The sequence below is a fragment of the Streptomyces sp. NPDC028314 genome, from assembly GCF_055565795.1.
Window position 1 is genome coordinate 223,738 of sequence record NZ_JBVHTP010000002.1, and the last position, 23,899, is coordinate 247,636.

General features: G+C 69.3%; 18 protein-coding genes. 10 read left to right on the forward strand and 8 right to left on the reverse strand.

The window, feature by feature from the left end:
- Positions 1 to 12: 12 nt before the first annotated feature.
- Entirely contained in the window at positions 13 to 1,476 is a 1,464-nt protein-coding gene (gene dnaB / locus ACZ4TG_RS05190) for a replicative DNA helicase (RefSeq protein WP_468160429.1), read from the reverse strand.
- 453 nt (positions 1,477 to 1,929) lie between these two features.
- On the opposite strand from dnaB, the gene ACZ4TG_RS05195 reads away from it, so the two are divergent.
- A complete protein-coding gene (locus tag ACZ4TG_RS05195) occupies positions 1,930 to 3,267 on the forward strand; it encodes an MATE family efflux transporter (protein WP_468159972.1) in 1,338 nt (445 codons plus the stop codon).
- A gap of 184 nt (positions 3,268 to 3,451) precedes the next feature.
- On the opposite strand, the gene rplI is transcribed toward ACZ4TG_RS05195, so the two are convergent.
- From rplI to rpsF, 4 genes are all read right to left on the reverse strand, one after another.
- The gene (rplI, locus tag ACZ4TG_RS05200) at positions 3,452 to 3,898 is read right to left on the reverse strand and encodes a 50S ribosomal protein L9 (RefSeq protein WP_468159973.1); all 447 of its coding nucleotides are present in this window, start codon (positions 3,896 to 3,898) and stop codon (positions 3,452 to 3,454) included.
- Positions 3,899 to 3,916: 18 nt separating this feature from the next.
- Complete coding sequence (rpsR, locus tag ACZ4TG_RS05205) at positions 3,917 to 4,153, reverse strand: 30S ribosomal protein S18 (protein ID WP_005315025.1); 237 nt, start codon at positions 4,151 to 4,153, stop codon at positions 3,917 to 3,919.
- Positions 4,154 to 4,196: 43 nt separating this feature from the next.
- The gene (locus ACZ4TG_RS05210; protein ID WP_468159974.1) at positions 4,197 to 4,793 is read right to left on the reverse strand and encodes a single-stranded DNA-binding protein; all 597 of its coding nucleotides are present in this window, start codon (positions 4,791 to 4,793) and stop codon (positions 4,197 to 4,199) included.
- A 73-nt stretch (positions 4,794 to 4,866) separates the two neighbouring features.
- The gene (gene rpsF, locus ACZ4TG_RS05215) at positions 4,867 to 5,157 is read right to left on the reverse strand and encodes a 30S ribosomal protein S6 (protein ID WP_004950685.1); all 291 of its coding nucleotides are present in this window, start codon (positions 5,155 to 5,157) and stop codon (positions 4,867 to 4,869) included.
- Between the two features lie 250 nt (positions 5,158 to 5,407).
- Here rpsF and ACZ4TG_RS05220 point away from each other — a divergent pair, with 250 nt between their 5' ends.
- From ACZ4TG_RS05220 to ACZ4TG_RS05230, 3 genes are all read left to right on the forward strand, one after another.
- Positions 5,408 to 5,722, forward strand: coding sequence for a hypothetical protein (locus ACZ4TG_RS05220; protein WP_468159975.1), 315 nt, complete (start codon positions 5,408 to 5,410; stop codon positions 5,720 to 5,722).
- Positions 5,723 to 5,852: 130 nt separating this feature from the next.
- The gene (locus tag ACZ4TG_RS05225; protein WP_468159976.1) at positions 5,853 to 6,971 is read left to right on the forward strand and encodes a lipid II:glycine glycyltransferase FemX; all 1,119 of its coding nucleotides are present in this window, start codon (positions 5,853 to 5,855) and stop codon (positions 6,969 to 6,971) included.
- 73 nt (positions 6,972 to 7,044) lie between these two features.
- A complete protein-coding gene (locus ACZ4TG_RS05230; RefSeq protein ID WP_468159977.1) occupies positions 7,045 to 8,076 on the forward strand; it encodes an alanine racemase in 1,032 nt (343 codons plus the stop codon).
- 9 nt (positions 8,077 to 8,085) lie between these two features.
- On the opposite strand, the gene ACZ4TG_RS05235 is transcribed toward ACZ4TG_RS05230, so the two are convergent.
- Both ACZ4TG_RS05235 and ACZ4TG_RS05240 read right to left on the reverse strand, forming a co-directional pair.
- Positions 8,086 to 9,546: a glycosyltransferase family 87 protein gene (locus ACZ4TG_RS05235; RefSeq protein WP_468159978.1), complete on the reverse strand. Its 1,461-nt coding sequence runs from the start codon at positions 9,544 to 9,546 to the stop codon at positions 8,086 to 8,088.
- A gap of 85 nt (positions 9,547 to 9,631) precedes the next feature.
- On the reverse strand, positions 9,632 to 12,301 hold the full coding sequence (locus ACZ4TG_RS05240) for a transglycosylase domain-containing protein (protein ID WP_468159979.1): 2,670 nt from the start codon (positions 12,299 to 12,301) through the stop codon (positions 9,632 to 9,634).
- Positions 12,302 to 12,573: 272 nt separating this feature from the next.
- Here ACZ4TG_RS05240 and ACZ4TG_RS05245 point away from each other — a divergent pair, with 272 nt between their 5' ends.
- The 3 genes from ACZ4TG_RS05245 (at position 12,574) to ACZ4TG_RS05255 (ending at position 15,712) form a co-directional block, all read left to right on the forward strand.
- Positions 12,574 to 13,176: a PadR family transcriptional regulator gene (locus ACZ4TG_RS05245; RefSeq protein ID WP_136210355.1), complete on the forward strand. Its 603-nt coding sequence runs from the start codon at positions 12,574 to 12,576 to the stop codon at positions 13,174 to 13,176.
- 49 nt (positions 13,177 to 13,225) lie between these two features.
- Positions 13,226 to 14,308: an inositol-3-phosphate synthase gene (locus tag ACZ4TG_RS05250; protein ID WP_362043965.1), complete on the forward strand. Its 1,083-nt coding sequence runs from the start codon at positions 13,226 to 13,228 to the stop codon at positions 14,306 to 14,308.
- A gap of 135 nt (positions 14,309 to 14,443) precedes the next feature.
- The gene (locus ACZ4TG_RS05255) at positions 14,444 to 15,712 is read left to right on the forward strand and encodes an MFS transporter (RefSeq protein ID WP_468159980.1); all 1,269 of its coding nucleotides are present in this window, start codon (positions 14,444 to 14,446) and stop codon (positions 15,710 to 15,712) included.
- A 98-nt stretch (positions 15,713 to 15,810) separates the two neighbouring features.
- Here ACZ4TG_RS05255 and ACZ4TG_RS05260 read toward each other — a convergent pair whose 3' ends face one another.
- The gene (locus tag ACZ4TG_RS05260) at positions 15,811 to 17,253 is read right to left on the reverse strand and encodes a CCA tRNA nucleotidyltransferase (protein ID WP_468159981.1); all 1,443 of its coding nucleotides are present in this window, start codon (positions 17,251 to 17,253) and stop codon (positions 15,811 to 15,813) included.
- A 184-nt stretch (positions 17,254 to 17,437) separates the two neighbouring features.
- On the opposite strand from ACZ4TG_RS05260, the gene ACZ4TG_RS05265 reads away from it, so the two are divergent.
- The 3 genes from ACZ4TG_RS05265 to ACZ4TG_RS05275 all read left to right on the forward strand — a co-directional run bounded on the left by ACZ4TG_RS05265 (position 17,438) and on the right by ACZ4TG_RS05275 (position 23,790).
- Positions 17,438 to 19,705: a DUF6049 family protein gene (locus tag ACZ4TG_RS05265; RefSeq protein ID WP_468159982.1), complete on the forward strand. Its 2,268-nt coding sequence runs from the start codon at positions 17,438 to 17,440 to the stop codon at positions 19,703 to 19,705.
- A gap of 47 nt (positions 19,706 to 19,752) precedes the next feature.
- A complete protein-coding gene (gene murJ, locus ACZ4TG_RS05270) occupies positions 19,753 to 21,930 on the forward strand; it encodes a murein biosynthesis integral membrane protein MurJ (protein WP_468159983.1) in 2,178 nt (725 codons plus the stop codon).
- Positions 21,931 to 22,056: 126 nt separating this feature from the next.
- Positions 22,057 to 23,790, forward strand: coding sequence for a protein kinase family protein (locus ACZ4TG_RS05275; protein WP_468159984.1), 1,734 nt, complete (start codon positions 22,057 to 22,059; stop codon positions 23,788 to 23,790).
- The last annotated feature ends 109 nt before the right edge of the window (positions 23,791 to 23,899 follow it).

A 23,899-nucleotide genomic window follows, 5' to 3' on the forward strand; every position in this document is an offset into this window, starting at 1 on the left:
TGCACGGGACGGCTACGTGTTGGCCATGTCCACGAAGCGGGAGTAGTGGCCCTGGAAGGCGACGGTGATGGTGGCCGTGGGGCCGTTACGGTGCTTCGCCACGATCAGGTCCGCCTCGCCCGCGCGGGGGGACTCCTTCTCGTACGCGTCCTCGCGGTGGAGCAGGATGACCATGTCGGCGTCCTGCTCGATGGAGCCGGATTCACGCAGGTCGGAGACCATCGGCTTCTTGTCGGTGCGCTGCTCGGGACCACGGTTCAGCTGGGAGAGCGCGATCACCGGGACCTCCAGCTCCTTGGCCAGCAGCTTGAGGTTTCGGGACATGTCCGAGACCTCCTGCTGACGGCTCTCGGGACGGCGGGAGCCACCGGACTGCATCAGCTGGAGGTAGTCGATGACGACGAGCGAGAGGTCGTTGCGCTGCTTGAGCCGGCGGCACTTCGCCCGGATCTCCATCATCGACAGGTTCGGGGAGTCGTCGATGTACAGCGGGGCGGCGGAGACATCCGGCATCCGGCGGGCCAGCCGGGTCCAGTCGTCGTCGGTCATGGTGCCCGAGCGCATGTGGTGCAGCGCCACCCGGGCCTCCGCCGAGAGGAGGCGCATCGCGATCTCGTTGCGGCCCATTTCGAGGGAGAAGATGACGCTCGGCAGGTTGCTCTTGATCGAACAGGCCCGGGCGAAGTCCAGTGCGAGGGTGGACTTACCCATGGCGGGACGGGCCGCGATGACGATCATCTGGCCGGGGTGCAGGCCGTTGGTCAGCGAGTCCAGGTCGGTGAAGCCCGTCGGGACTCCCGACATCTGGCCGCTGCGCGATCCGATCGCCTCGATCTCGTCGAGGGCGCCTTCCATGATGTCGCCGAGGGGCAGGTAGTCCTCGGAGGTGCGCTGCTCGGTGACGGCGTAGATCTCGGCCTGGGCGCTGTTGACGATCTCGTCGACGTCGCCGTCGGCCGCGTATCCCATCTGCGTGATCTTCGTACCGGCGGCGACGAGACGCCGCAGTACGGCTCTCTCGTGGACGATCTCCGCGTAGTACTCGGCATTGGCCGCGGTCGGAACGGACTGGACCAGGGTGTGCAGGTACGAGGCCCCGCCGACCTTGCTGATCTCGCCGCGCCGGGTCAGCTCGGCGCCGACCGTGATCGGGTCGGCCGGCTCGCCCTTGGCGTAGAGGTCGAGGATGGCCTGGTAGATCGTCTCGTGGGACGGCCGGTAGAAGTCGTGGCCCTTGAGGACCTCGACCACGTCGGCGATCGCGTCCTTGGAGAGCAGCATGCCGCCGAGAACCGACTGCTCGGCATCGAGGTCCTGCGGGGGGACGCGCTCGAAGCCGCCACCGCCACCGTCCCACGAGCCGCCCTCGCGGCCCCGGTCCTGCTGCTCGTCCCCGCGGCCGCGGCCTTCGCTGTTACGGCGCGAGCGGGTGGGCAGACGGTCACCTGGACCGCTGTCGGCCCAGGGGTCGTCCATGGGCTCGGGCATGCTCACCGGGCCGCCTCCTCCCGTCCGCCAAGCGGACCTCGCCGTGTCACTCTTTCTACGACACGGCTCTGACAAATGGGGTGCCCGGATCGGCTCTCGGCGCGTCGGGGCAACGAACCACGGTAGGCCCGCGAGCGACGTCAGCCAATCTTGTTATCCACAGGGTGTGTGGATGAGATGTGGACGACGGCGCCAATGCTGTGGGTAACTCCCCCGAAGCTGTGCACGGACCGGGGGACGACGCTGTGGACAAAATCACCTGACCCACCCCCACACCCCATCTGACCTGGCATTTCTCCTCTCCCGAGCCGTGGGGAAGAAAAATCTTGGCCACGGTCTCGAGATCGCCTCCAACGGGGTGCGGAGAACGCGCAAGTCAACGCGTCGGTAAGGATCCAAAGGGTCTTGCATCCATTACCTGTGGAAGATTAGATTGAGCACATGACACAGGCCCCCACAGCACCGAAGGCTGCCCCGAGACGGCACGACCGCGAGATACTCGCTATCGCGGTCCCCGCGTTCGGAGCCCTCGTCGCCGAACCCCTCTTCGTGATGGCCGACAGCGCCATCGTGGGGCACCTGGGCACCCCCCAGCTGGCCGGCCTGGGCGTCGCAGCCGCTCTGCTCATGACCGCCGTGAGCGTCTTCGTCTTCCTGGCCTACGCCACCACGGCGGCCGTCGCCCGGCGGGTGGGAGCGGGTGACCTCCAGGCCGCCATCCGGCAGGGCATGGACGGCATCTGGCTCGCCCTGCTGCTCGGCGCGGCCGTCGTCGCGGTCGTCCTGCCTGCGGCGCCCTGGCTGATCTCCCTCTTCGGGGCCTCCGACAACGTCGCGCCCTATGCGATCACCTATCTGCGGATCTCCGCCCTCGGCATCCCCGCGATGCTCATGGTGCTGGCCGCCACCGGCGTCCTCCGCGGCCTCCAGGACACCCGGACCCCGCTGTACGTGGCCATCGGAGGCTTCACCCTCAACGGCGTCCTGAACGTCGCCTTCGTCTACGGCGCCGGTCTCGGCATCGCCGGCTCCGCCTGGGGCACGGTCATCGCCCAGTGCGCCATGGCAGCCGTCTACCTGTACGTGGTCGTCCGCGGCGCCCGCAAGAACGGCGCCTCCCTGCGTCCCGACCGGGCGGGCATCCGGGCCTGCGCGCAGGCGGGCGTACCCCTGCTGGTCCGCACCCTGTCACTGCGCGCGATCCTGATGATCGCCACCGCCGTGGCTGCCCGGCTGGGCGACGCGGACGTCGCAGCGCACCAGATCCTGCTGTCCCTCTGGACCCTGCTCGCCTTCGCCCTGGACGCGATCGCGATCGCCGGGCAGGCCATCATCGGCCGCTACCTGGGTGCCGGGGACACCGAGGGGGCCAAGGCCGTCTGCCGGCGCATGGTGCAGTGGGGAATCGCCGCGGGCATCGTGCTCGGCCTGCTGGTCGTCCTGGCCCGCCCCGTCTTCATCCCGCTGTTCACCAGCGACCCGGCGGTCGAGGACGCGCTGCTGCCCGCGATGCTGGTCGTCGCCCTCTCGCAGCCCGTCTCCGGAATCGTCTTCGTCCTCGACGGAGTCCTGATGGGCGCGGGCGACGGCCGCTACCTCGCCTGGGCCATGCTGCTGACCCTCGCCGTGTTCGCCCCGGCCGCTCTCCTGCTCCCGGCCCTGGGAGGCGGTCTGACGGCCCTCTGGTGGGCCATGGCCCTGATGATGCTGGTCCGGATGGCCACGCTCCAGCTGCGCTCCCGCTCGGGCCGGTGGCTGGTCGCCGGGGCCACGCGCTAGCCCGCGACCGCTCGGGCACCCCGGCCGCCCCGTCACTCGGCTGTCATCCTCGGGCCCCATGTTTCACGTGAAACATGGGTCCGCGCGGGAGCCGGCCGTGTTTCACGTGAAACATCGCCCCGCCCCGCCCCGGGAACGACGAAGGGCCGCACCCCCAAGGGGTGCGGCCCTTCGTGCGCAGCACTTAGGCGGCGACGACCTCGATGCCCACGTTCGCGAGGACCTCGGCGTGCAGACGCACGGAGACCTGGTACGAACCGAGGGTCTTGATCGGCGAGCCCAGCTCAACGCGGCGCTTGTCGACCTTCGGGCCACCGGAAGCCTCGATCGCCGTGGCGATGTCGGACTGCGTGACGGAACCGAAGAGACGACCGGCGTCACCCGAGCGGGTGGCCAGACGGACCTTGACGGCCTCGAGCTTGGCCTTGACCTCGTTGGCCTGCTCGATGGTCGAGATCTCGTGGATCTTGCGGGCGCGGCGGATCTGCGCCACGTCCTGCTCGCCACCCTTGGTCCAGCGGATCGCAAAGCGACGCGGGATCAGGTAGTTGCGAGCGTAGCCGTCCTTGACGTCGACGACGTCGCCAGCGGCACCGAGGCCATTGACCTCGTGGGTCAGGATGATCTTCATTAGTCGGTCACCCTTTCCTTATCGCGCGGTGGACGTGTAGGGCAGCAGCGCCATCTCACGGCTGTTCTTCACGGCCGTGGCGACGTCACGCTGGTGCTGCGTGCAGTTGCCGGTAACGCGGCGGGCACGGATCTTGCCGCGGTCGGAAATGAACTTCCGCAGCATGTTCGTGTCCTTGTAGTCCACGTACGCGGTCTTGTCCTTGCAGAACGCGCAGACCTTCTTCTTAGGCTTGCGCACAGGCGGCTTCGCCATTGTGTCTCTCCTGTGTGATCAAGAAGTGGGGATGCGAGCTGCCCTAGAAGGGCGGCTCGTCCGAGTAGCCACCGCCGGAGCCGCCGGAGCTTCCGCCCCAACCGCCCCCGCCGCCGCCCTGCTGCGCCTGGCCACCGGCCGGCGCGCTGGACGACCACGGGTCGTCGGAGGGAGCTCCGCCGCCCTGAGGCGCGGCACCGCTGGGGGCTCCGCCCCAGTTGCCACCGCCGCCGCCCTGCTGCTGACCGCCGCCGTATCCACCCTGGCCACCGCGACCGGTGGTCTTGGTGACCTTGGCCGTGGCGTTCTTCAGGCTGGGGCCGACTTCCTCGACGTCCAGCTCGTAGACCGTGCGCTTGACACCCTCACGGTCCTCGTACGACCGCTGCCTCAGCCGGCCCTGCACGATGACGCGCATGCCCCGCTGAAGGGACTCGGCGACGTTCTCGGCCGCCTGCCGCCACACCGAGCAGGTCAGGAACAGGCTCTCGCCGTCCTTCCACTCATTGGTCTGGCGGTCGAAGGTGCGGGGGGTGGACGCGACACGGAACTTCGCGACCGCCGCACCCGAGGGGGTGAAGCGCAGCTCGGGGTCGTCGACGAGATTGCCGACGACCGTGATGACGGTCTCGCCTGCCATGGATGAACCTCTCGGCGGGGATTTGCTGCTGGGCTGCTGTGCTACTCGTTCCCGATTACCGCTGAACCGAAGTTCAGTGGGTCTCGGGGCGAAGGACCTTGGTCCGGAGAACCGACTCGTTCAGGTTCATCTGTCGGTCAAGCTCCTTGACGACCGCAGGCTCGGCCTGAAGGTCGATGACCGAGTAGATGCCCTCGGGCTTCTTCTTGATCTCGTAAGCGAGACGACGACGGCCCCAGGTGTCGACCTTCTCGACCTTTCCGTTGCCCTCACGGACGACGGAGAGGAAGTTCTCGATCAGCGGGGAGACAGCGCGCTCCTCGAGATCGGGGTCGAGGATGACCATCACTTCGTAGTGACGCATGTGGAACCCACCTCCTTTGGACTCAGCGGCCACGGTCGTTCCGTGGCAGGAGGGTCGTGATGCGTACGCACGGCATCCAGAGAACAGACACCGCGCAGACCGTACAGACTACCTGCTCGACTCCTTCCGGTTGAAATCCGGCGGGAGAAGGCCACACTCTGTATCCATCGGGTGTGCTCGGTGCTATGCCTCCGACTCCTTCGGAGGCGGCCCGCAGCACCGGTCCGCTTCAGCCAGGAGGTGCCTTCCGATGGCACAGGCAATGCGACCCCAGTCCTCCATCTCGCTCTTCGCGACCGACGGCAAGCCCCACCCGCTTCAGGACACCCTGATGGCGGTCACCCTGGTCCTCGGCGCCGTGGCGTTCATCACGGGCTTCTTCCACCATCTGCACCTGCTCAGCTCGTGGACCGGGCTGATCGGGATCCTGACCGGCGCCTACGGACAGTTCATCTCGGAGACGACACGCGAGCGCTTCGCACTGATCATCGGGCTGGGCGCCGCGGCCGTGGGCTTCTACCTCGGCATGGCACACGGCGGCCTCTTCGGCGGCTGGGCGGGCTGACCGGGTTCCTCCGCGAGGGGGGCGCCGGCCGCCACAGGCCCGGGCCCGGCCCGTCCCCCATAAGGGTGGCGCCCCCGTCGCAGTAGGCTTCGCGCCATAGCCAGCGAAGCCGCCGGAGGAGACACCCCGCATGAGCCTGTCCCTGAGGACCATCAGCCGAGAGCAGCATCTGGGGTACCTCCAGAGCCTGCCCTCCGCTAGCCACTGCCAGGTCCCGGCGTGGGCCGACGTGAAGAACGAGTGGCGCTCGGAGAACCTCGGCTGGTTCGACGGGTCCGGTGAACTCGTCGGTGCCGCCCTCGTGTTGTACCGCCAGCTGCCCAAGGTGAAGCGCTACCTCGCGTACCTCCCCGAGGGCCCGGTCATCAACTGGTACGCCCCGAATCTCGAGGAGTGGCTGCAGCCGATGCTGGCGCACCTCAAGCAGCAGGGCGCCTTCACCGTGAAGATGGGCCCGCCCGTCGTCATCCGCCGCTGGAACGCGACCGCGATCAAGGCCGGCATCCAGGACCCGGACGTCAAGCGCCTGCGCGACGTGGAGGCCTCGGTCATCGAGCCCCGCGCCTTCGAGGTGTCCGACAAGCTGCGCCGCATGGGCTGGCAGCAGGCCGAGGACGGCGGCGCCGGATTCGGCGACGTCCAGCCCCGCTACGTCTTCCAGGTGCCGCTGGCCAACCGCTCGCTGGACGATGTCCTCAAGGGCTTCAACCAGCTGTGGCGCCGCAACATCAAGAAGGCCGAGAAGGCCGGCGTCGAGGTGGTCCAGGGCGGCTACGACGACCTGCCGACCTGGCAGCACCTGTACGAGATCACGGCCGAGCGCGACAAGTTCCGCCCGCGCCCGCTCAGCTACTTCCAGCGCCAGTGGACGGCCCTCAACTCCGAGGACCCCAACCGGATGCGCCTGTACATCGCGACGCACGAGGGGGAGCCGCTGGCAGCCGCCACGATGCTCACCGTCGGCCAGCACGTCTGGTACTCGTACGGCGCCTCCGCCAACCACAAGCGCGAGGTGCGTCCCTCGAACGCGATGCAGTGGCGGATGCTGCGCGACTCGTACGCGCTCGGGGCGAGCGTCTATGACCTGCGCGGCATCAGTGACACGCTGGACGAGAACGACCACCTGTTCGGTCTGATCCAGTTCAAGGTCGGCACGGGCGGCGAGGCCGTCGAGTACGTCGGCGAGTGGGACTTCCCGCTCAACAAGGTGCTGCACAAGGCGCTCGACATCTACATGTCGCGCCGCTGACCGGCACTTCCGCCCCACCCATACACACAGCACCGCTGCACCAAGCGGCTTTCCAGAGAGGCTCCGGACGGGCATGGCGCTCACGCTCTACGTCGACACCGCGCGCTGGCGTGCGCACCAGAAGCAGGTCGCGGACCAGTTCCCCGGGTTGATCCCGGTCTGCAAGGGCAACGGCTACGGCTTCGGCCACGAGCGGCTGTGCGAGGAGGCGACCCGTATGGGCGCCGACGTCCTGGCCGTCGGGACGACGTACGAGGCCGCGAGCATCAAGGACTGGTTCGGCGGTGACCTGCTGGTCCTCACCCCGTTCCGGCGGGGCGAGGAACCGGTGCCGCTGCCGGACCGGGTGATCCGCTCGGTGTCCTCGGTGGACGGGGTCCGCGGCCTGGTCGGCGCCCGCGTGGTCATCGAGTGCATGAGCTCGATGCGCCGCCACGGCGTCTCGGAGCAGGACCTGGGCCAGCTCCAGTCCGCGATCGAGGACGTCCGGCTGGAGGGCTTCGCCCTGCACCTGCCGCTGGACCGCCCGGACGGCTCCGACGCCGTCGAGGAGGTCATCGGCTGGATGGACCGGCTGCGCGCGGCCCGCCTGCCGCTGCACACCATGTTCGTCAGCCACCTCAAGGCCGAGGAACTGGCGCGGCTCCAGCAGCAGTTCCCACAGACCCGTTTCCGGGCCCGTATCGGCACCCGGCTGTGGCTCGGCGACCACGAGGCGACGGAGTACCGCGGCGCGGTCCTCGACGTCACGCGCGTGGCCAAGGGGGACCGTTTCGGCTACCGGCAGCAGAAGGCCGCCTCCGACGGCTGGCTGGTCGTGGTCGCGGGCGGCACCTCGCACGGGGTGGGCCTGGAGGCCCCCAAGGCCCTGCACGGGGTGATGCCGCGCGCCAAGGGCGTCGCCCGCGCCGGTCTGGCCACCGTGAACCGGAACCTGTCGCCGTTCGTATGGGCGGGCAAGCAGCGCTGGTTCGCGGAGCCCCCGCACATGCAGGTGTCGATCCTGTTCGTGCCCTCGGACGCGAGTGAACCCAAGGTCGGCGACGAGCTGGTGGCGCACCTGCGCCACACCACCACGCAGTTCGACCGGGTGCTCGACGCCTGAGTCTCGCGGTCAGTCCCTGGGGCCGAGGCCCCAGTCGACCCGCTGTCCCTCCGAGGGCGTCGCGTAACGCGGCGCCCTCGCGGCGTCCGACAGCACGAAGACGTCCTCCGCCCCGTCCAGGACACCGCCGGAGGGGTCGTCCGAGCCGTCGCGCCGTACGACGTCGCGTTCGGGCATCAGGACGTCGCGTACGACGACCGCGCAGAGGTAGACCGTCGCCAGGAGATGCGCGGCGATAGCCACCTGGTAGCCCTCCACGGGCAGGCCCTGGTGCTTGTCCCCGCTGGTCGTGTAGGCGAGGTAGAACCAGATCCCGAGGAAGTACACGACCTCGCCGGCCTGCCAGATCAGGAAGTCCCGCCAGCGCGGGCGGGCCAGTGCGGCCAGCGGGATGAGCCACAGCACGTACTGCGGCGAGTAGACCTTGTTGGCCAGGATGAAGGCGGCCACGACCAGGAAGGCCAGCTGCGCGAAGCGCGGGCGGCGGGGGGCGGTCAGCGTGAGCAGCGCGATCCCCGCGCAGAGCAGCAGCGTCAGGACGGTGGCGTAGGTGTTGGCGTCCGTCATGGGGTTGCCGGAGCGCTGGGAGATCAGCAGCCAGACGGAGCCGAAGTCGATGGGCCGCTCCTGGCTGAAGGTGTAGAACTTCTTCCAGCCGTCCCAGGCGAAGTACATGACGGGCCCGTTCACGACGAGCCAGGCGCCGGCCGCCCCCAGGAGGGCTTGCAGGAAGGCGCGCCATTTCCCGGCCCGCAGGCAGAGCACGAAGAGCACGCCGAGCAGCAGCACCGGGTACAGCTTCGCCGCGGTGGCCAGGCCGATGAACACGCCGAACAGCACGGTCCGGCCGCGGGACCACATGAGCATCGCCACCGCGGTCAGGGCGAGGGCCAGCAGGTCCCAGTTGATCGTCGCGGTGAGCGCGAAGGCGGGCGCGAGGGCCAGGAGCAGGGCGTCCCACGGCCGGCGGCGGTGGGTGCGGGCGACGCACACGGCGATGACCGCGGTGCAGACCATCAGCATGCCCGCGTTGACCATCCAGTACATCTGCTCCCGGTGCTGCATGGAGCCGCTGCCGGGGGTCAGCCAGGCGGCGATCTGCATGAAGAATCCGGTGAGCACGGGGTACTCGAGATACTCCATGTCGCCGGAGAGCTTGTCCCAGTAGGGGACGAGGCCGTCGGCGAAGCCGCGTACGACGTACAGGTGCGGGATGTCGGAGTAGCAGGCGTGGGTGTACTGCGAGCCGGCACCGCGGAACCACGCCCAGTCGTAGCAGGGCAGCTTCTGCACCATGCCCAGCGCGAACATGCCGAGCGCGACGAGGACCACGACCCGGACGGGGCTCAGCCACTGGCCGCCCAGCCGGGCATGGCGCCCGATCGGGCCGCCGATGAGCTCGCTGCCGGCCGCGGCGACCTCGTCCTGCTGGGTGGGCAGTACGGGCCGTTCCTCGTGCACCTTCGTCATGCGCTCATCCTGCCGTACCGGGCCGGGCACGGGGGAGGGCCGCCGCACGGTGTGCGACGGCCCTCGTCAGGACGGCGGCGGCCGGTCAGTCGCCGGTGCCGGTCGTGGTGCCCCAGCTGGTACCGCCGGGGCGGCCCGGTTTGTGCGAGGTGGGCGAGGACGGGAACCCGCTCCCGCCGCCGGTACCGCCGGACGATCCGCCGTTGGCACCCCCGTTGGCACCGCCGTTGCCGGCACCGCCGTTGATCATGCCGCCGTCGGTGTTGCCTCCGTTGGTGTTGCCGCTGTTCGTCCCGCCCGTGGTGTTCGGGTCGCAGTACAGCTGCCACGGCTTGCAGGACGGCTTGCCCCCGTTGGACGGGGACGGGGACACCGTCGGCGGGGAGCTCGACGGAGACGGCGAGGGCGAGGCGGAGGGCGAGGCGGAGGGCGACGGCGGGGCCGGGGTGGGGGCGCCCGAGGCGTTCGCGACGACGCCGATCTCGTCGGGCTCCGGGAAGTCCTTGACCGGGGTGCCCTTGAGCGCCTCGCTCATGTACTCCGTCCAGATCACGGCCGGGATGTCACCACCGTGGATGGAGGGGATGCCGCCCACGCCGTTCATGGACTGCAGCCCCTGGCCCTTCGCGTTGGGGTCGCTGCGGAACAGGGTGACGGCGGTGGACAGCTCCGGGGTGTAGCCGACGAACCAGGCCGACTTGTTCTTGTCGGTGGTTCCGGTCTTGCCCGCGACCGGCCGGTTCAGCTTCTTGGCCTTGGTACCGGTGCCGTTCTCGACGACGTTCTCCAGCACCTTGGTGATGTTGTCCGCGATGGAGTTTTCCATGGCCCGCTGCGGCTTGGGGGCCTCGAAACCGGGCAGCGGCTTGCCGTCCTTCTCCACGCTGGTCACGGAGAACGGCTCGTGGTGGGTGCCCGAGGCGGCGAAGGTGGCGTACGAGTCGGCCATCCGGATGGCGCTGGGGGTCGAGGTGCCGAGCGCGAACGAGGCGTCGTCGTTCGGGTTCATCGACTCGTCGAGGATGCCCGTGGACTTGGCCACCTCACGGACCTTGCTGTGGCCGACGTCGAAGACGAGCTGGGCGAAGGGCACGTTGATGGAGTCCTCCATCGCCTTGTTCAAGGTCACGTACCCGTAGGCTTCCGTGCTCTCGTTCTTCTGCCGGAACGGCTGCCGGTCGCTGCCCAGCAGCGGCTTCCCCTCACGGTTGTTGATCACCGTGAGGTCGTTGGCGTTGTACTTGCTGTCGACCGACAGGCCCTTGCCGTTCGAGTTCTGGGTGCCGTACTGCATCGCCGCCGCCAGCACGTACGGCTTCCAGGTCGAGCCGACCGGCACGCCGCGGGTGTCCGCGTTGTTGGTGAAGTACTTCTTGTCCATGCCCGGGCCGCCGTACAGGGCCACGATCGCACCGGTCTTCGTGTCCACCGAGGCGGCGCCGAACTGCACGAACGTGTCGGTGCCGGGCCGGAGCTTCTCGTCGAGGAAGCCGTTGCGGGTGTCCTCGACGGCCTTGGACAGGGCGTCCACCTTCGGCTTCTCGAAGGTGGTGTGGATCTGGTAGCCGCCGATGGCCATCTCGTCCGCGGTGATGTGCAGCTTGCGCATCATGTACTGCTTGGCCGTCTCGACCAGGTAGCCGGTCTGGCCCGACAGCCCGCGCGCCTGCTCGGACTCGACGCGGGCGGGGAACTCCGTGTACTTGGCGCGCTCGGACTTGTCCATCCGGCCCACCTCGACCTCGCGGTCGAGCACCCAGGCCCAGCGCTTGCGGGCCCGCTCCTCATTGAGCTGGGGGGTGGCCACGGCCCCGATGCCGCCGTCCGGGTTGTACAGGTTGGGGCCCTTGAGCACGGAGGCCAGGAAGGCGCTCTCCGAGGGGTTCAGGTCCTTGCAGTCCTTGCCGAAGTAGGCGCGGGCCGCGGCCTGGATGCCGTAGGCGTCCCGGCCGTAGTAGGCGGTGTTGAGGTATCCCGCGAGAACGGTGTCCTTCGGCTCGGAGACACCGAGCTTTATCGAGATGAAGAGCTCGGTGACCTTCCGCTTGAGCGTCTGCTCGGAGTCCAGGTAGGTGTTCTTCACGTACTGCTGGGTGATGGTCGAGCCGCCCTGGGTGGAGCCGCCCGCGGCCATGTTCACCACGGCACGGGCGATACCCATCGGGTCGACGCCCTTGTCCGTGTCGAAGGACTCGTTCTCCGCGGCGATCACGGCGTTGCGCATCGACAGGGGGATCTGGTCGATCTGCACGATCTGCCGGTTCATCGAACCGCCTGTCGCGACCATCTGGCTGCCGTCGGCCCAGAAGAACACGTTGTTCTGGGCCTTCGCCGCCTTGTTGACGTCGGGCTTGTTCACCATGGCGATACCGACGCCGGCGCCCGCGATGACCACCGCGAAGAACCCGAGTGCGGTGCCGCTCACGAACTTCCAGGACGGGACGAAGCGCTTCCAGCCGTCCCTGTCGGAGCGCGGGTAGTTGATGAGCCGGTTGTCCGGGCGGCCCGTACCCTTCCCGCGTCCGCCCGCCTTGCCCCCGCCCCGGCCTCGGGCGGCGGGACCTCTCTGGGCGGCTCTGCGGGCGTCCGCCCGGCTGCCGTGGGCTGACGGCTCTCCGTACGGCGTGCTGGGCGACGCGGTGGGGACGCCACGCCCCGTCCCGGCGCCACGGGCGGGGCGCTGCTGGCCGGCCCGGCGGGACGCGGCGCGGCCGCCGCCCTGGGGCTGCGGCGGTTTGCGGCGATGCTCGCTCATCGAACGACTACTCCTCGGGCAGGCGAGTGGCCTGGAAGCGGCAGGTCAATTCCGGTCCCCCCGGTGTCATGCCGCACAGACTACGCACGGTCAAAACCCAACCAGTGCCGAAGTTCACCCCAAATCAGGCAACTTGTGTACGACGAATTGGTGATGTGACGCCGGTCACCACATCACCCCTTGTCGCCGGAGGCCACCCGTTCTATCGTCTGGATGTATCGAGTCGATACATCAGCTCGACATAAACTCAGAGGCAGAGGAGGAGCAGGCGGATGAGCAGGCGCTCAGGCATCCTCGAGTTCGCCGTCCTCGGCCTGCTTCGCGAATCCCCCATGCACGGCTATGAGCTCCGCAAGCGGCTCAACACCTCGCTGGGGGTGTTCAGAGCGTTCAGCTACGGAACGCTGTATCCCTGCCTCAAGACGCTCGTCGCCAACGGCTGGTTGATCGAAGAACCGGGCAACGCCCCGGAGGACGCTCTCGCCGCTTCACTCGCAGGGCGCCGCGCCAAGATCGTCTACCGGTTGACGGCAGCAGGTAAGGAGCACTTCGAAGAGCTCCTCTCCCACACCGGCCCAGACACCTGGGAGGACGAGTCCTTCGCCGCCCGCTTCGCCTTCTTCGGTCAGACCGAGCGAGAAGTGCGCATGCGGGTGCTGGAGGGCCGCCGCAGCCGGCTGGAGGAGCGTCTGGAGAAGATGCGCGCCTCACTCGCCCGTACGCGGGAGCGGCTCGACGACTACACGCTTGAGCTGCAGCGTCACGGAATGGAATCCGTGGAGCGCGAAGTGCGGTGGCTGAACGAGCTCATCGAGAGCGAGCGGGCGGGACGGGATCAGAGACGACCCGGTCCGTCCGACGAAACTGCAAAGTGAGACCTGCATCTCGCAGGCCTCGTCCGAGAACAAACAGGGAGCAACCGGAATGGGTTCGGTTCGCGTAGCCATCGTCGGCGTGGGCAACTGCGCCGCCTCGCTGGTGCAGGGCGTCGAGTACTACAAGGACGCCGACCCGGCGGCCAAGGTCCCCGGTCTGATGCACGTCCAGTTCGGCGACTACCACGTGCGTGACATCGAGTTCGTCGCCGCGTTCGACGTCGACGCGAAGAAGGTCGGCCTCGACCTCTCGGACGCCATCGGCGCCAGCGAGAACAACACCATCAAGATCTGCGACGTCCCGAACACGGGCGTGACCGTGCAGCGCGGCCACACCCTGGACGGTCTGGGCAAGTACTACCGCCTGACCATCGAGGAGTCCGCCGAGGCTCCGGTCGACGTGGTCCAGATCCTCAAGGACCGCCAGGTCGACGTCCTGATCTGCTACCTGCCCGTCGGCTCCGAGGACGCGGCGAAGTTCTACGCCCAGTGCGCCATCGACGCCAAGGTCGCCTTCGTCAACGCCCTCCCGGTCTTCATCGCCGGCACCAAGGAGTGGGCTGACAAGTTCACCGAGGCCGGTGTCCCGATCGTCGGCGACGACATCAAGTCCCAGGTCGGCGCCACCATCACGCACCGCGTGATGGCGAAGCTGTTCGAGGACCGCGGTGTCCGTCTTGAGCGCACCATGCAGCTCAACGTCGGCGGCAACATGGACTTCAAGAACATGCTCGAGCGCGACCGCCTCGAGTCGAAGAAGATCTCGAAGACGCAGGCCGTCACCTCGCAGATCCCGGACCGCGAGCTGGGCGAGAAGAACGTCCACATCGGCCCGTCCGACTACGTCGCGTGGCTCGACGACCGCAAGTGGGCCTACGTCCGCCTTGAGGGCCGCGCGTTCGGCGACGTCCCGCTGAACCTCGAGTACAAGCTCGAGGTGTGGGACTCCCCGAACTCCGCCGGTGTCATCATCGACGCCCTGCGCGCCGCGAAGATCGCCAAGGACCGCGGCATCGGTGGCCCGATCCTCTCGGCTTCGAGCTACTTCATGAAGTCCCCGCCGGTTCAGTACTTCGACGACGAGGCCTACGCGAACGTCGAGAAGTTCATCAAGGGCGAGGTCGAGCGCTAAGCGGCTCGCAGCGTTCAGCAAGACGCAGCCCGAAGCCCAAAAGTCCCCGCGGACACCTGGACTTCGACTGTTCTTCCGCCGAGGGTCCCCGGGCAATGTGCCCGGGGACCCTCGGCGTATGTGACCCTTGCCCTCATGCCTGCCGTACGTGATCTGCGCGTACTCCTGCGCCTGAGGGATTTCCGCAACCTGCTCGCCGTACGGCTGCTCTCCCAGGCAGCCGACGGCGTCTACCAGGTCGCCCTCGCCACCTACGTGGTGTTCTCCCCCGAGAAGCAGGCCTCGCCCGCGGCCATCGCCTCGGCCATGGCAGTACTGCTGCTGCCCTACTCGGCCATCGGCCCCTTCGCCGGCGTACTGCTCGACCGCTGGCGGCGCCGCCAGGTCTTCCTCTACGGCAACCTGCTGCGCGCCTTCCTCGCCTGCGTCACCGGCGTGCTGATCGTCGCGCAGGTCCCCGACTGGCTGTTCTACGCCTCGGCCCTGTCCGTGACCGCCGTCAACCGCTTCGTCCTGGCCGGGCTCGCCGCGTCCCTGCCCCGGGTCGTCGGCCCCGACCAGCTGGTCACCGCGAACGCGCTCTCCCCCACCGCCGGAACCCTCGCGGCGACCGCCGGAGGGGGTCTGGCCTTCCTCGTAAGGCTGCTGGCCTCCGACTCCAACGCCCTCGTCGTGCTGCTCGGCGCCGGGCTCTACCTGTGTGCCGCGCTCGTCTCCCTGCGCCTGGCCATCGGGCTCCTCGGGCCCGACCACCCCGCGGGCCGGCTCCACCCGTCCGTGGCCGAAGGAGTGGTCCTCACCGTGCGGGGCATGGCCGAGGGCCTGCGGCACCTGGCCGCCCGCCGGGAGGCCGCCCAGGCGCTCACCGCGATGACCATGATGCGGTTCTGCTACGGCGCCCTCACGGTGATGCTGCTGATGCTCTGCCGCTACTCCTGGTCCCAGAACGAATCCGACGGCCTGGCCCTGCTGGGCATCGCCATCGGGGTCTCCGGCGCGGGATTCTTCGCGGCCGCCGTCATCACGCCCTGGGCGGTCGGCCGCCTCGGCAATCTCGGCTGGATGACCTTCTGCGCCGCGGTGGCCGCCGTCCTCGTCCCTGCCCTCGGCCTGTTCTTCGCCGTCGGCCCGATGCTCGTCGCCGCCTTCGTCCTCGGCCTCGCCACCCAGGGCGCCAAGATCTCCACCGACACCGTCATCCAGTCCACGGTGGAGGACGAGTTCCGCGGCAGGGTCTTCTCCGTCTACGACGTGCTGTTCAACGTGGCCTTCGTCGGCGCGGCCGCCGTGTCCTCGCTCATGCTCCCGGTCGACGGGCAGTCCGTGACCCTGCTCGTGAGCGTGGCTCTCCTCTACGGCCTCACGGCGGCGCTGCTACGACGGCAGGGGCGACGTTTCACGTGAAACATCGCCCCTGAAAGCCCCTGCAAGCCCCTGCAAGCGGCCGCTGAAGGCCTCGGCCGAGCGATGTTTCACGTGAAACATCGCTCGGCCGGTGCGACTCAGGCCTGGCCGGCCCACCATTCCTTGAGGGCCGCCACCGCCGCCTCACGCTCCATCGGGCCGTTCTCCAGGCGGAGCTCCAGCAGGAACGCGTACGCCTTGCCGATCACCGGACCGGGACCGACGTCCAGCACCTGCTGGATCTCGTTGCCGTCCAGGTCGGGCCGGATCGCGTCCAGCTGCTCCTGCTCCTGGAGCTGCGCGATCCGCTCCTCCAGGCCGTCGTAGGTCCGCGAGAGCGCGTTGGCCTTGCGCTTGTTGCGGGTGGTGCAGTCGGACCGGGTGAGCTTGTGCAGGCGCTCCAGCAGCGGGCCGGCGTCGCGGACGTAGCGGCGCACCGCGGAGTCGGTCCACTCGCCGTCTCCGTAGCCGTGGAAGCGCAGGTGCAGCTCCACCAGCCGGGACACGTCCCTGATCATGTCGTTGGAGTACTTCAGCGCGGTCATGCGCTTCTTGGTCATCTTCGCGCCCACCACCTCGTGGTGGTGGAACGAGACCCGGCCGTCGCTCTCGAACCGGCGGGTGCGCGGCTTGCCGATGTCGTGGAGCAGGGCAGCCAGTCGCAGCACCAGGTCCGGGCCGTCCTCCTCCAGGTCGATCGCCTGCTCCAGCACGATCAGCGAGTGGTCGTACACGTCCTTGTGCCGGTGGTGCTCGTCACTCTCCAGCCGCAGGGCGGGCAGCTCGGGCAGTACCCGGTCCGCCAGCCCGGTGTCCACGAGCAGGCCCAGGCCCTTGCGGGGGTGCGCGGACAGCAGGAGCTTGTTCAGCTCGCCCTGCACCCGCTCCGCCGAGACGATCTCGATCCGCTCGGACATGGCCGTCATCGCCGCCACGACCTCGGGGGCGACCTCGAAGTCCAGCTGCGCCGCGAAACGGGCTGCGCGCAGCATCCGCAGCGGATCGTCCGAGAAGGAGTCCTGCGGGGTGCCAGGCGTGCGCAGAACGCCTTCCTGGAGGTCCACCAGGCCGCCGTGCGGGTCCACGAACTCCTTCTCGGGCAGCGCGACCGCCATCGCGTTCACCGTGAAGTCCCGGCGGACCAGGTCGGCCTCGATCGAGTCGCCGTAGGAGACCTCGGGCTTGCGCGAAGTGCGGTCGTACGACTCCGAACGGTAAGTGGTCACCTCGATCTGGAAGCCGAGCTTCTGCGCCCCGACCGTGCCGAAGGCGATGCCGACGTCCCAGACCGAGTCGGCCCAGGGCCGGATGATCTTCAGGACGTCCTCGGGGCGGGCGTCCGTGGTGAAGTCGAGGTCGTTGCCGAGACGCCCGAGCAGCGCATCGCGAACGGACCCTCCGACCAGGGCGAGGCGGAAGCCCGCCTCCTGGAACCGGCGGCCGAGCTCGTCGGCGACAGGGGCGACCCGCAGCAGTTCACTGACCGCGCGGAGCTGCACCTGACTCAGGGCACTGGGGTTGTCTTCATTGGCGTTCGGCACAACAGAAAAGGGTACGTGGCCCGCCCGGCCCGGGCCGCCGTGTTTTGCGGGCACCCCGCGCGCACCGCCCCGGGAGGGGGGCCGATCATGTGGAGCAAGGCGCGGCACTCGCACACAGCGGGCCTCGTTACCATGCGTGGACGCACAACCGACGACCACTGACACTTCGAGGACGGGCGAACGCGTGGCCGAGGCGGCAGACATCCAGGGGGCAATCCCCGCCCCTGCCCGGCGCCGCTGGCTCCGGAGGGCAGTCGTCATGCTCGCCGGGACACCGGTTCTCGCCGCCCTGGTCTATGCCCCCGCGCCGCCGGCCCAGGCCGCGGAGTCGCCCGTGGACATCCAGCTGGGTGAGGTGAGCCCCAGCGCTCCGGTCAAGACCGACACGCTGACGATCTCCGGCACCGTGGTCAACAACGGCCGCGAGACGATCAAGGGCGCCCACGTCGGGCTGCGGGTCGGGCCCGTGGTCGGGGACCGCTCGGCCATCGACGAGGTGGCGGAGCGCAGCGGCTTCCGCCCCGGCGCGGATCCGGCCGAGATCGACCCGGCCTTCGCGGTGAAGATCGACTCGCTGCCCTCCAAGGTCAGCCAGAACTTCACGATCAAGGTGCCGGTGAACAAGCTGGACCTGGGCAACGACGGCGTCTACCAGCTCGGCGTCTCCGTGTCCGGGGAGACCGACAGCCGCCGGTACGAGCAGGTGCTGGGGATCCAGCGGACCTTCCTGCCCTGGCAGCCCGAGGCTGCCGCCAAGCGCTCCTACCTCACCTACGCGTGGCCGCTGATCGCCACCACCCGTGTGACCGCGGAGACCGGCTCGGACGAGACCCAGACGCCGGTCTTCCTCAACGACTCCCTCGCCACCGAGCTGGCTCCGGGCGGCCGCCTGGAGCAGATGGTCTCGCTCGGCAAGGACCTGCCGATCACCTGGGTCATCGACCCCGACCTGCTCTACACGGTCGACGCGATGGCCAAGGGCTACCGGATCCGTAACCCCGACCCCGCCGGGAAGCCCATCCAGGGCAAGAACAAGGCCGTCGCCGAGAAGTGGCTGAGCGACCTGGAGACCGCGGTACAGGGCAAGAAGGTCGTCGCGCTGCCCTTCGCCGACCCCGACATCGCCTCCCTCGCCCACCGCGGCAAGGACGTCTCCGGCACCCTGGGGCAGCTGCGGCCCGCCACCGACAAGGCGAAACAGGCGGTGGAGACGGTCCTGCACGTCACCCCGTCCACGGACTTCTCCTGGCCGGTGAACGGCGCCATCGATCCTTCGATCGTCAACGTCGCGACCTCGGCCGGGGCGCACAACGTCCTGACCCGCAGCGACAGCCTCCAGGAGACCGGCGCCCTCGGCTACACGCCCACGGCCGCCCGCCCCATCGGTACGGGCACCACCGCCGTCGTCGCCGACGCCCAGCTCTCGACCGCGTTCGAGGGCGACATGCTCAGCGCCGGGAACTCGACCCTGGCCGTGCAGCAGTTCCTCGCCCACAGCCTCGCGCTCAACCTGCAGGGCAGCGAGGACCAGCGCAGCTTCGTCGTCACCCCGCAGCGGATGCCGTCCGTCAGCCAGGTCCAGACGATGGCCGCGGCCCTGCGCGCGCTCCAGGGCGGCCGCTGGAGCCAGCCCGCGGACCTGGAGGCCGCAGCCGCCGCCAAGCCCGATCCGGGCGCCGCCACGCAGGTTCCCGGCGCCGGCCAGTACCCGGAGTCCCTGAGCAAGCAGGAACTGCCGGTGTCGGCGTTCGAGAAGATCCGCACCACGCAGAACACCCTGGACCACTTCAAGGTCATCCTCGCGGCGCCGGAGCGCGTGGAGATCCCCTTCGGCAACACCACCAACCGGGAGATGTCCACCTCCTGGCGCGGCCGCCCCGAGGAGGCCGCCATCTACCGGGACGAGGTGCAGGAGTACCTGATCGGTCTGACCGAGAAGGTCAAGGTCATCCCCAAGTCGGACGCCACTTTGTCCGGGCACAGCGCGACCATCCCGGTCAGCGTCCAGAACAGCCTGGTCCAGGACGTCCACAACCTGGTCCTGCGCGTGAAGTCGGCCAACCCGACCCGTCTGATGTTCGGCGACAGCGGGGTGGCCGAGCAGGAGGTCACCGTCCAGGCCGACCACAGCCAGACTCTGAAGTTCGATGCCAACGCCACCGCGAGCGGTCCCGTGGAGGTCACGGCGCAGCTCTTCACCAAGCAAGGCGTCCCCTACGGCAAGGAACGCAAGTTCACCGTCGAGGCCACCGAGATCACGTCCACCGTCATGCTCGTCATCGCGGGCGGCGTGCTGCTGCTCGTCCTCGCAGGCGTCAAGATGTATGCCAGCCGCAAGCGCGTCGCGGCTCGTGCCTCCGCCGAGGAGAGCACGCAGCCGAGTGACGAGTCCCCGGACACCGGACCGCAAAGCAACAGCGGGTCCGGCGCGGGTGAGACAGTGGACCGTTAAAGCGATGCCGTGGCCGGTCGGCCTGGGGACGATGAGGTGGGGTTTCGATGAACGCGCCGTACGACGGTGACCGCGCGCAGGGCACTGGTGGGCCAGCGCCCTCCCAGGGCACTGCTCCGGGTGCCCCGGTGCCCGGGCAGGTTCCTCCGCCCGCACCCGCGCCGGATCACGACCCGTATGTCCAGGATGCCTACGACTACGACCCCTACCGGTCGCAGGACCTGTCGGCTCAGGACCCCGTCGCCGAGGTCCTGTACGACCGGGCCTCGCACCCTCCGCCGCCGCCGGGCACCTACCAGGAGCCCGGACCGCTCTACGCGGCCCCGCAGGCCCCTTCCCACGGCCCGGACCCGCGGATCTGGGCACAGACCCCGCCGCCCGAGCCGGACGGTCCGTCCCGCCACATGCCGTACGGGGACCACGCCGCCACCACCCAGTTCGTCGGCGTGGACTCCCTGGTGACCCAGGCCGCGGAGGACGAGCCGGAACCGAACGCCTTCGCCCACCTCTACCGGGACCAGGAAGCGGCCCCCCGCACTCCCGCCGAGGAGGCACCCGTCGCTGCCCCGGCTCCGAGCAAGCCCGCCGGGCGGGCCTCCAGCCTGATGAAGTCCAGCGCCCTGATGGCCGCCGGCACGATCGTCTCCCGTATCACCGGCTTCCTGCGGACCCTCGTGATCGGCGGCGCCATCGGCGTCGTCACGCTGAACGACACCTACCAGGTCGCCAACACCCTGCCGACGATGATCTACGTCCTCGTCGGCGGCGGCGCCCTCAACGCCGTCTTCATCCCGCAGCTGGTCCGTGCGATGAAGAACGACGACGACGGGGGAGAGGCCTACGCCAACCGCCTGCTGACCCTCGTCGTGGTCCTGCTGGGCGCCGTCACCACCATCTGCGTGCTCGCCGCGCCGCTGTTCATCAGCATGATGTCGCAGAAAATCGCCGACAATCCGGACCGGATGGAAGTCGCGGTCGCCTTCGCCCACTACTGCCTGCCGACCATGTTCTTCATGGGCGTGCACGTGGTCCTGGGTCAGATCCTCAACGCCCGGGGCCGGTTCGGCGCGATGATGTGGACCCCGGTCCTCAACAACATCGTCGTCATCGCCACGTTCTGCACCTTCATCTGGGCCTTCGGCGGCTTCACCAGCACCGGCGTGACCGAGTCCAGCATCACCCCCGAGGGCGTCCGCCTGCTGGGCCTGGGCACCCTGCTCGGCCTCGTCGTCCAGTCCCTCGCGATGGTCCCGTACCTGCGCGACGCCGGCTTCAAGCCGCGCCTGCGCTTCGACTGGAGGGGCCACGGCCTCGGCAAGGCCGCCGGCCTGGCCAAGTGGACCTTCTTCTTCGTCCTCGCCAACCAGCTCGGCCTGGTCGTCGTCACCCAGCTCGCCACCTGGGCGGGCGAGGTCGCCGACAAGCAGGGCCACGGCGGTACCGGCATCACCGGCTACAACTACGCCCTGCTGCTGTGGCAGATGCCGCAGGCCATCATCACCGTCTCCGTCATGACGGCCGTCCTGCCGCGCATCTCCCGCTCCGCCCACGACGGCGACGCCGCCGCGGTCCGCGACGACATCTCCTACGGTCTGCGCACCTCCGCCGTCGCGATCGTGCCCTGCGCCTTCGCGTTCCTCTCGCTCGGCGTCCCGATGGCCACGCTGCTGTACGCCGGTTCCGGCGCGGACGACGCCCAGAACATCGGCTTCATCCTCATGGCCTTCGGCCTGGGCCTGATCCCGTACTCCGTCCAGTACGTCGTCCTGCGCGGCTTCTACGCCTACGAGGACACCCGGACGCCCTTCTACAACACCGTCATCGTCGCCGCCGTCAACGCGGGCGTCTCGGCCCTCGCTTTCGTGGTCCTCCCCGAGCGCTGGGCCGTCGTCGGCATGGCCGCCGCCTACGGCCTCGGCTACGCCGTCGGTGTCGGTGTCGCCTGGCGCCGCCTGCGCACCCGGCTCGGCGGGGACCTCGACGGCGCCCACGTGATGCGCACCTACACTCGCCTCATCGGCGCCTGCGTACCGGCGGCCGTCGTGGCGGGCGCCGCCGCCTACGCGGTCACCCAGTGGCTGGGCAACGGAGCCGCCGGCTCCCTCGCAGCCTTGGTGGCCGGGTTCATCGCCCTGGCCGCCGTGTTCCTCATCGCCGCGAAGCGGATGCGGATCGAAGAGCTCAACGCGATGGTCGGAATGGTCCGCGGCCGACTGGGGCGCTGATGCACAGACCCGTCGATGGTCAAGCACCCCATCGCGTGTCGTGCACAGCGCCGGACTGTGGGCACAATTGGCATGGCTTCGCAGACTGGCCGACAGCGCGCAACGGATGGGGAGGCAGGGACGACGGTGGCGGAACGTAGCACAGCTGCCGTCGACGTGGCCGACAACGGCGGCGACGAGCCGCCGGCCGCAGAGGCGGCCAAGGCCACGGCCGACGGGGTGGACACCCAGAACGGACGAGCCGCGGACGGATCCATGCCCGAAACGGATGGCGAACGCACCAACCCGGCCCCGGTGGCCGCACCAGAACTGCACAGCGGCCACAAGCTCGCCAGACGCTACCGTCTCGAGGAGTGCGTCACCCGTCTGGACGGATTCAGCAGCTGGCGCGCGATGGACGAGAAACTGCGCCGAGCGGTCGGCGTCCATCTCCTGCCCGCCGACCACCCCCGGGCCCGGGCCGTGCTGGCCGCCGCCCGTTCCTCCGCCTTGCTCGGCGACCCCCGGTTCGTCCAGGTCCTCGATGCCGTCGAGGAGAACGACCTCGTCTACGTCGTCCACGAGTGGCTGCCCGACGCCACCGAGCTGACCGCGATCCTGGCCCTGGGCCCCCTGGAGGCCCACGAGGCCTACCAGCTCGTCAGCCAGATCTCCCAGGCCATGACCGCCGCGCACCGCGAGGGTCTGGCCCACCTGCGGCTGACGCCCAGCGCGATACTGCGCACCTCCACGGGCCAGTACCGGATCCGCGGCCTCGCCGTGAACGCCGCCCTGCGCGGCATCACCAGCGACACCCCGCAGCAGGCCGACACCGAGGCCATCGGTGCGCTCCTGTACGCCGCCCTCACCCAGCGCTGGCCGTACGAGAACGACGCCTACGGCCTGGCCGGCCTGCCCAAGGGCGTCGGCCTGATCGCACCCGACCAGGTCCGCGCCGGCGTCCACCGGGGCCTGGGCGAGCTCGCCATGCGCGCGCTCGCCAACGACGGGGCCACGGCGTCCCGTCAGGAGCCCGCCTGCACCACCCCGGAGGAACTGGCCAAGGCCGTCGCCGCGATGCCCCGCATCCGGCCGCCGGAGCCCGCCTTCACCGCACCGCCCGAGTACCAGCACACCACCTACCAGCAGGGCAGTTACGGCCGTCCCGCGCACTCGGGTCTGAGCACCGTGCAGAGCCTCGCCGTCACGCCTCCGCCGCCTCCGCTGCAGAGCCGTACCGGCCGGGCCCTCAAGTGGGGCGTCGCCGCCCTGCTGATCGCCGCCCTCGGCCTGGGCAGCTGGCAGCTCGCCGACACCCTCCTGAACCACGGCAGCCAGGGCGGCAACAACGGCAGCACCAACACGCAGACCGACAAGAGCGACGACGCCCCGAAGAAGCCGGAGCCGGGCAAGCCGCTCGCGCTCTCCCACGCCCGCGTCATCGCCCCCGACGGGGACGCGGTCAAGCCGGAGGACGCCGGAAAGTCCGTCGACGGTGACGCCGGAACGGCCTGGATCACCCCGCGGTACGTGGGCTGGGCCAACTTCGGCAACCTGGAAGGGCGCAAGGACGGCAGCGGCATCATCGTCGACCTGGGCAGCGTCCAGAACGTGTCCGGGCTCGACATAGACCTGTACGTCCCCGGGCAGCGGGTCCAGGTCAGCGCCGCGGCCCCCGACGCCTCCGCACACGAGTCCTTCTCCGACTTCACCCAGCAGATCACCAAGCCGGAGAACACCGGCAAGAAGCTCCAGAGCACGCTGGAGACCCCGATCCGGACCCGCTACGTGCTGGTCCACATCACGGAACTGCCCTCCGACGGCACGGGCGGCTACCGGGGAGGCATCAGCGAGATCAAGGTGCTCGGTACGGGTTCCTGAAGCATCCGCCGTACGGGGAAGCCGCGTGGCCGGACCGGGATCCCGTCCGGCCACGCGGCTTTCCCGTACGGTCGCGCGGCAAGTGGCCCTCGTGCTCGGCCGACGCAGG

What these genes read in the sequence shown, in the direction of transcription:
- dnaB (WP_468160429.1), bottom strand. Translation starts at nt 1,476, where the DNA reads ATGGACGACCCCTGGGCCGACAGCGGTCCAGGTGACCGTCTGCCCACC.
- ACZ4TG_RS05195 (WP_468159972.1), top strand. Translation starts at nt 1,930, where the DNA reads ATGACACAGGCCCCCACAGCACCGAAGGCTGCCCCGAGACGGCACGAC.
- rplI (WP_468159973.1), bottom strand. Translation starts at nt 3,898, where the DNA reads ATGAAGATCATCCTGACCCACGAGGTCAATGGCCTCGGTGCCGCTGGC.
- rpsR (WP_005315025.1), bottom strand. Translation starts at nt 4,153, where the DNA reads ATGGCGAAGCCGCCTGTGCGCAAGCCTAAGAAGAAGGTCTGCGCGTTC.
- ACZ4TG_RS05210 (WP_468159974.1), bottom strand. Translation starts at nt 4,793, where the DNA reads ATGGCAGGCGAGACCGTCATCACGGTCGTCGGCAATCTCGTCGACGAC.
- rpsF (WP_004950685.1), bottom strand. Translation starts at nt 5,157, where the DNA reads ATGCGTCACTACGAAGTGATGGTCATCCTCGACCCCGATCTCGAGGAG.
- ACZ4TG_RS05220 (WP_468159975.1), top strand. Translation starts at nt 5,408, where the DNA reads ATGGCACAGGCAATGCGACCCCAGTCCTCCATCTCGCTCTTCGCGACC.
- ACZ4TG_RS05225 (WP_468159976.1), top strand. Translation starts at nt 5,853, where the DNA reads ATGAGCCTGTCCCTGAGGACCATCAGCCGAGAGCAGCATCTGGGGTAC.
- ACZ4TG_RS05230 (WP_468159977.1), top strand. Translation starts at nt 7,045, where the DNA reads ATGGCGCTCACGCTCTACGTCGACACCGCGCGCTGGCGTGCGCACCAG.
- ACZ4TG_RS05235 (WP_468159978.1), bottom strand. Translation starts at nt 9,546, where the DNA reads ATGACGAAGGTGCACGAGGAACGGCCCGTACTGCCCACCCAGCAGGAC.
- ACZ4TG_RS05240 (WP_468159979.1), bottom strand. Translation starts at nt 12,301, where the DNA reads ATGAGCGAGCATCGCCGCAAACCGCCGCAGCCCCAGGGCGGCGGCCGC.
- ACZ4TG_RS05245 (WP_136210355.1), top strand. Translation starts at nt 12,574, where the DNA reads ATGAGCAGGCGCTCAGGCATCCTCGAGTTCGCCGTCCTCGGCCTGCTT.
- ACZ4TG_RS05250 (WP_362043965.1), top strand. Translation starts at nt 13,226, where the DNA reads ATGGGTTCGGTTCGCGTAGCCATCGTCGGCGTGGGCAACTGCGCCGCC.
- ACZ4TG_RS05255 (WP_468159980.1), top strand. Translation starts at nt 14,444, where the DNA reads ATGCCTGCCGTACGTGATCTGCGCGTACTCCTGCGCCTGAGGGATTTC.
- murJ (WP_468159983.1), top strand. Translation starts at nt 19,753, where the DNA reads ATGAACGCGCCGTACGACGGTGACCGCGCGCAGGGCACTGGTGGGCCA.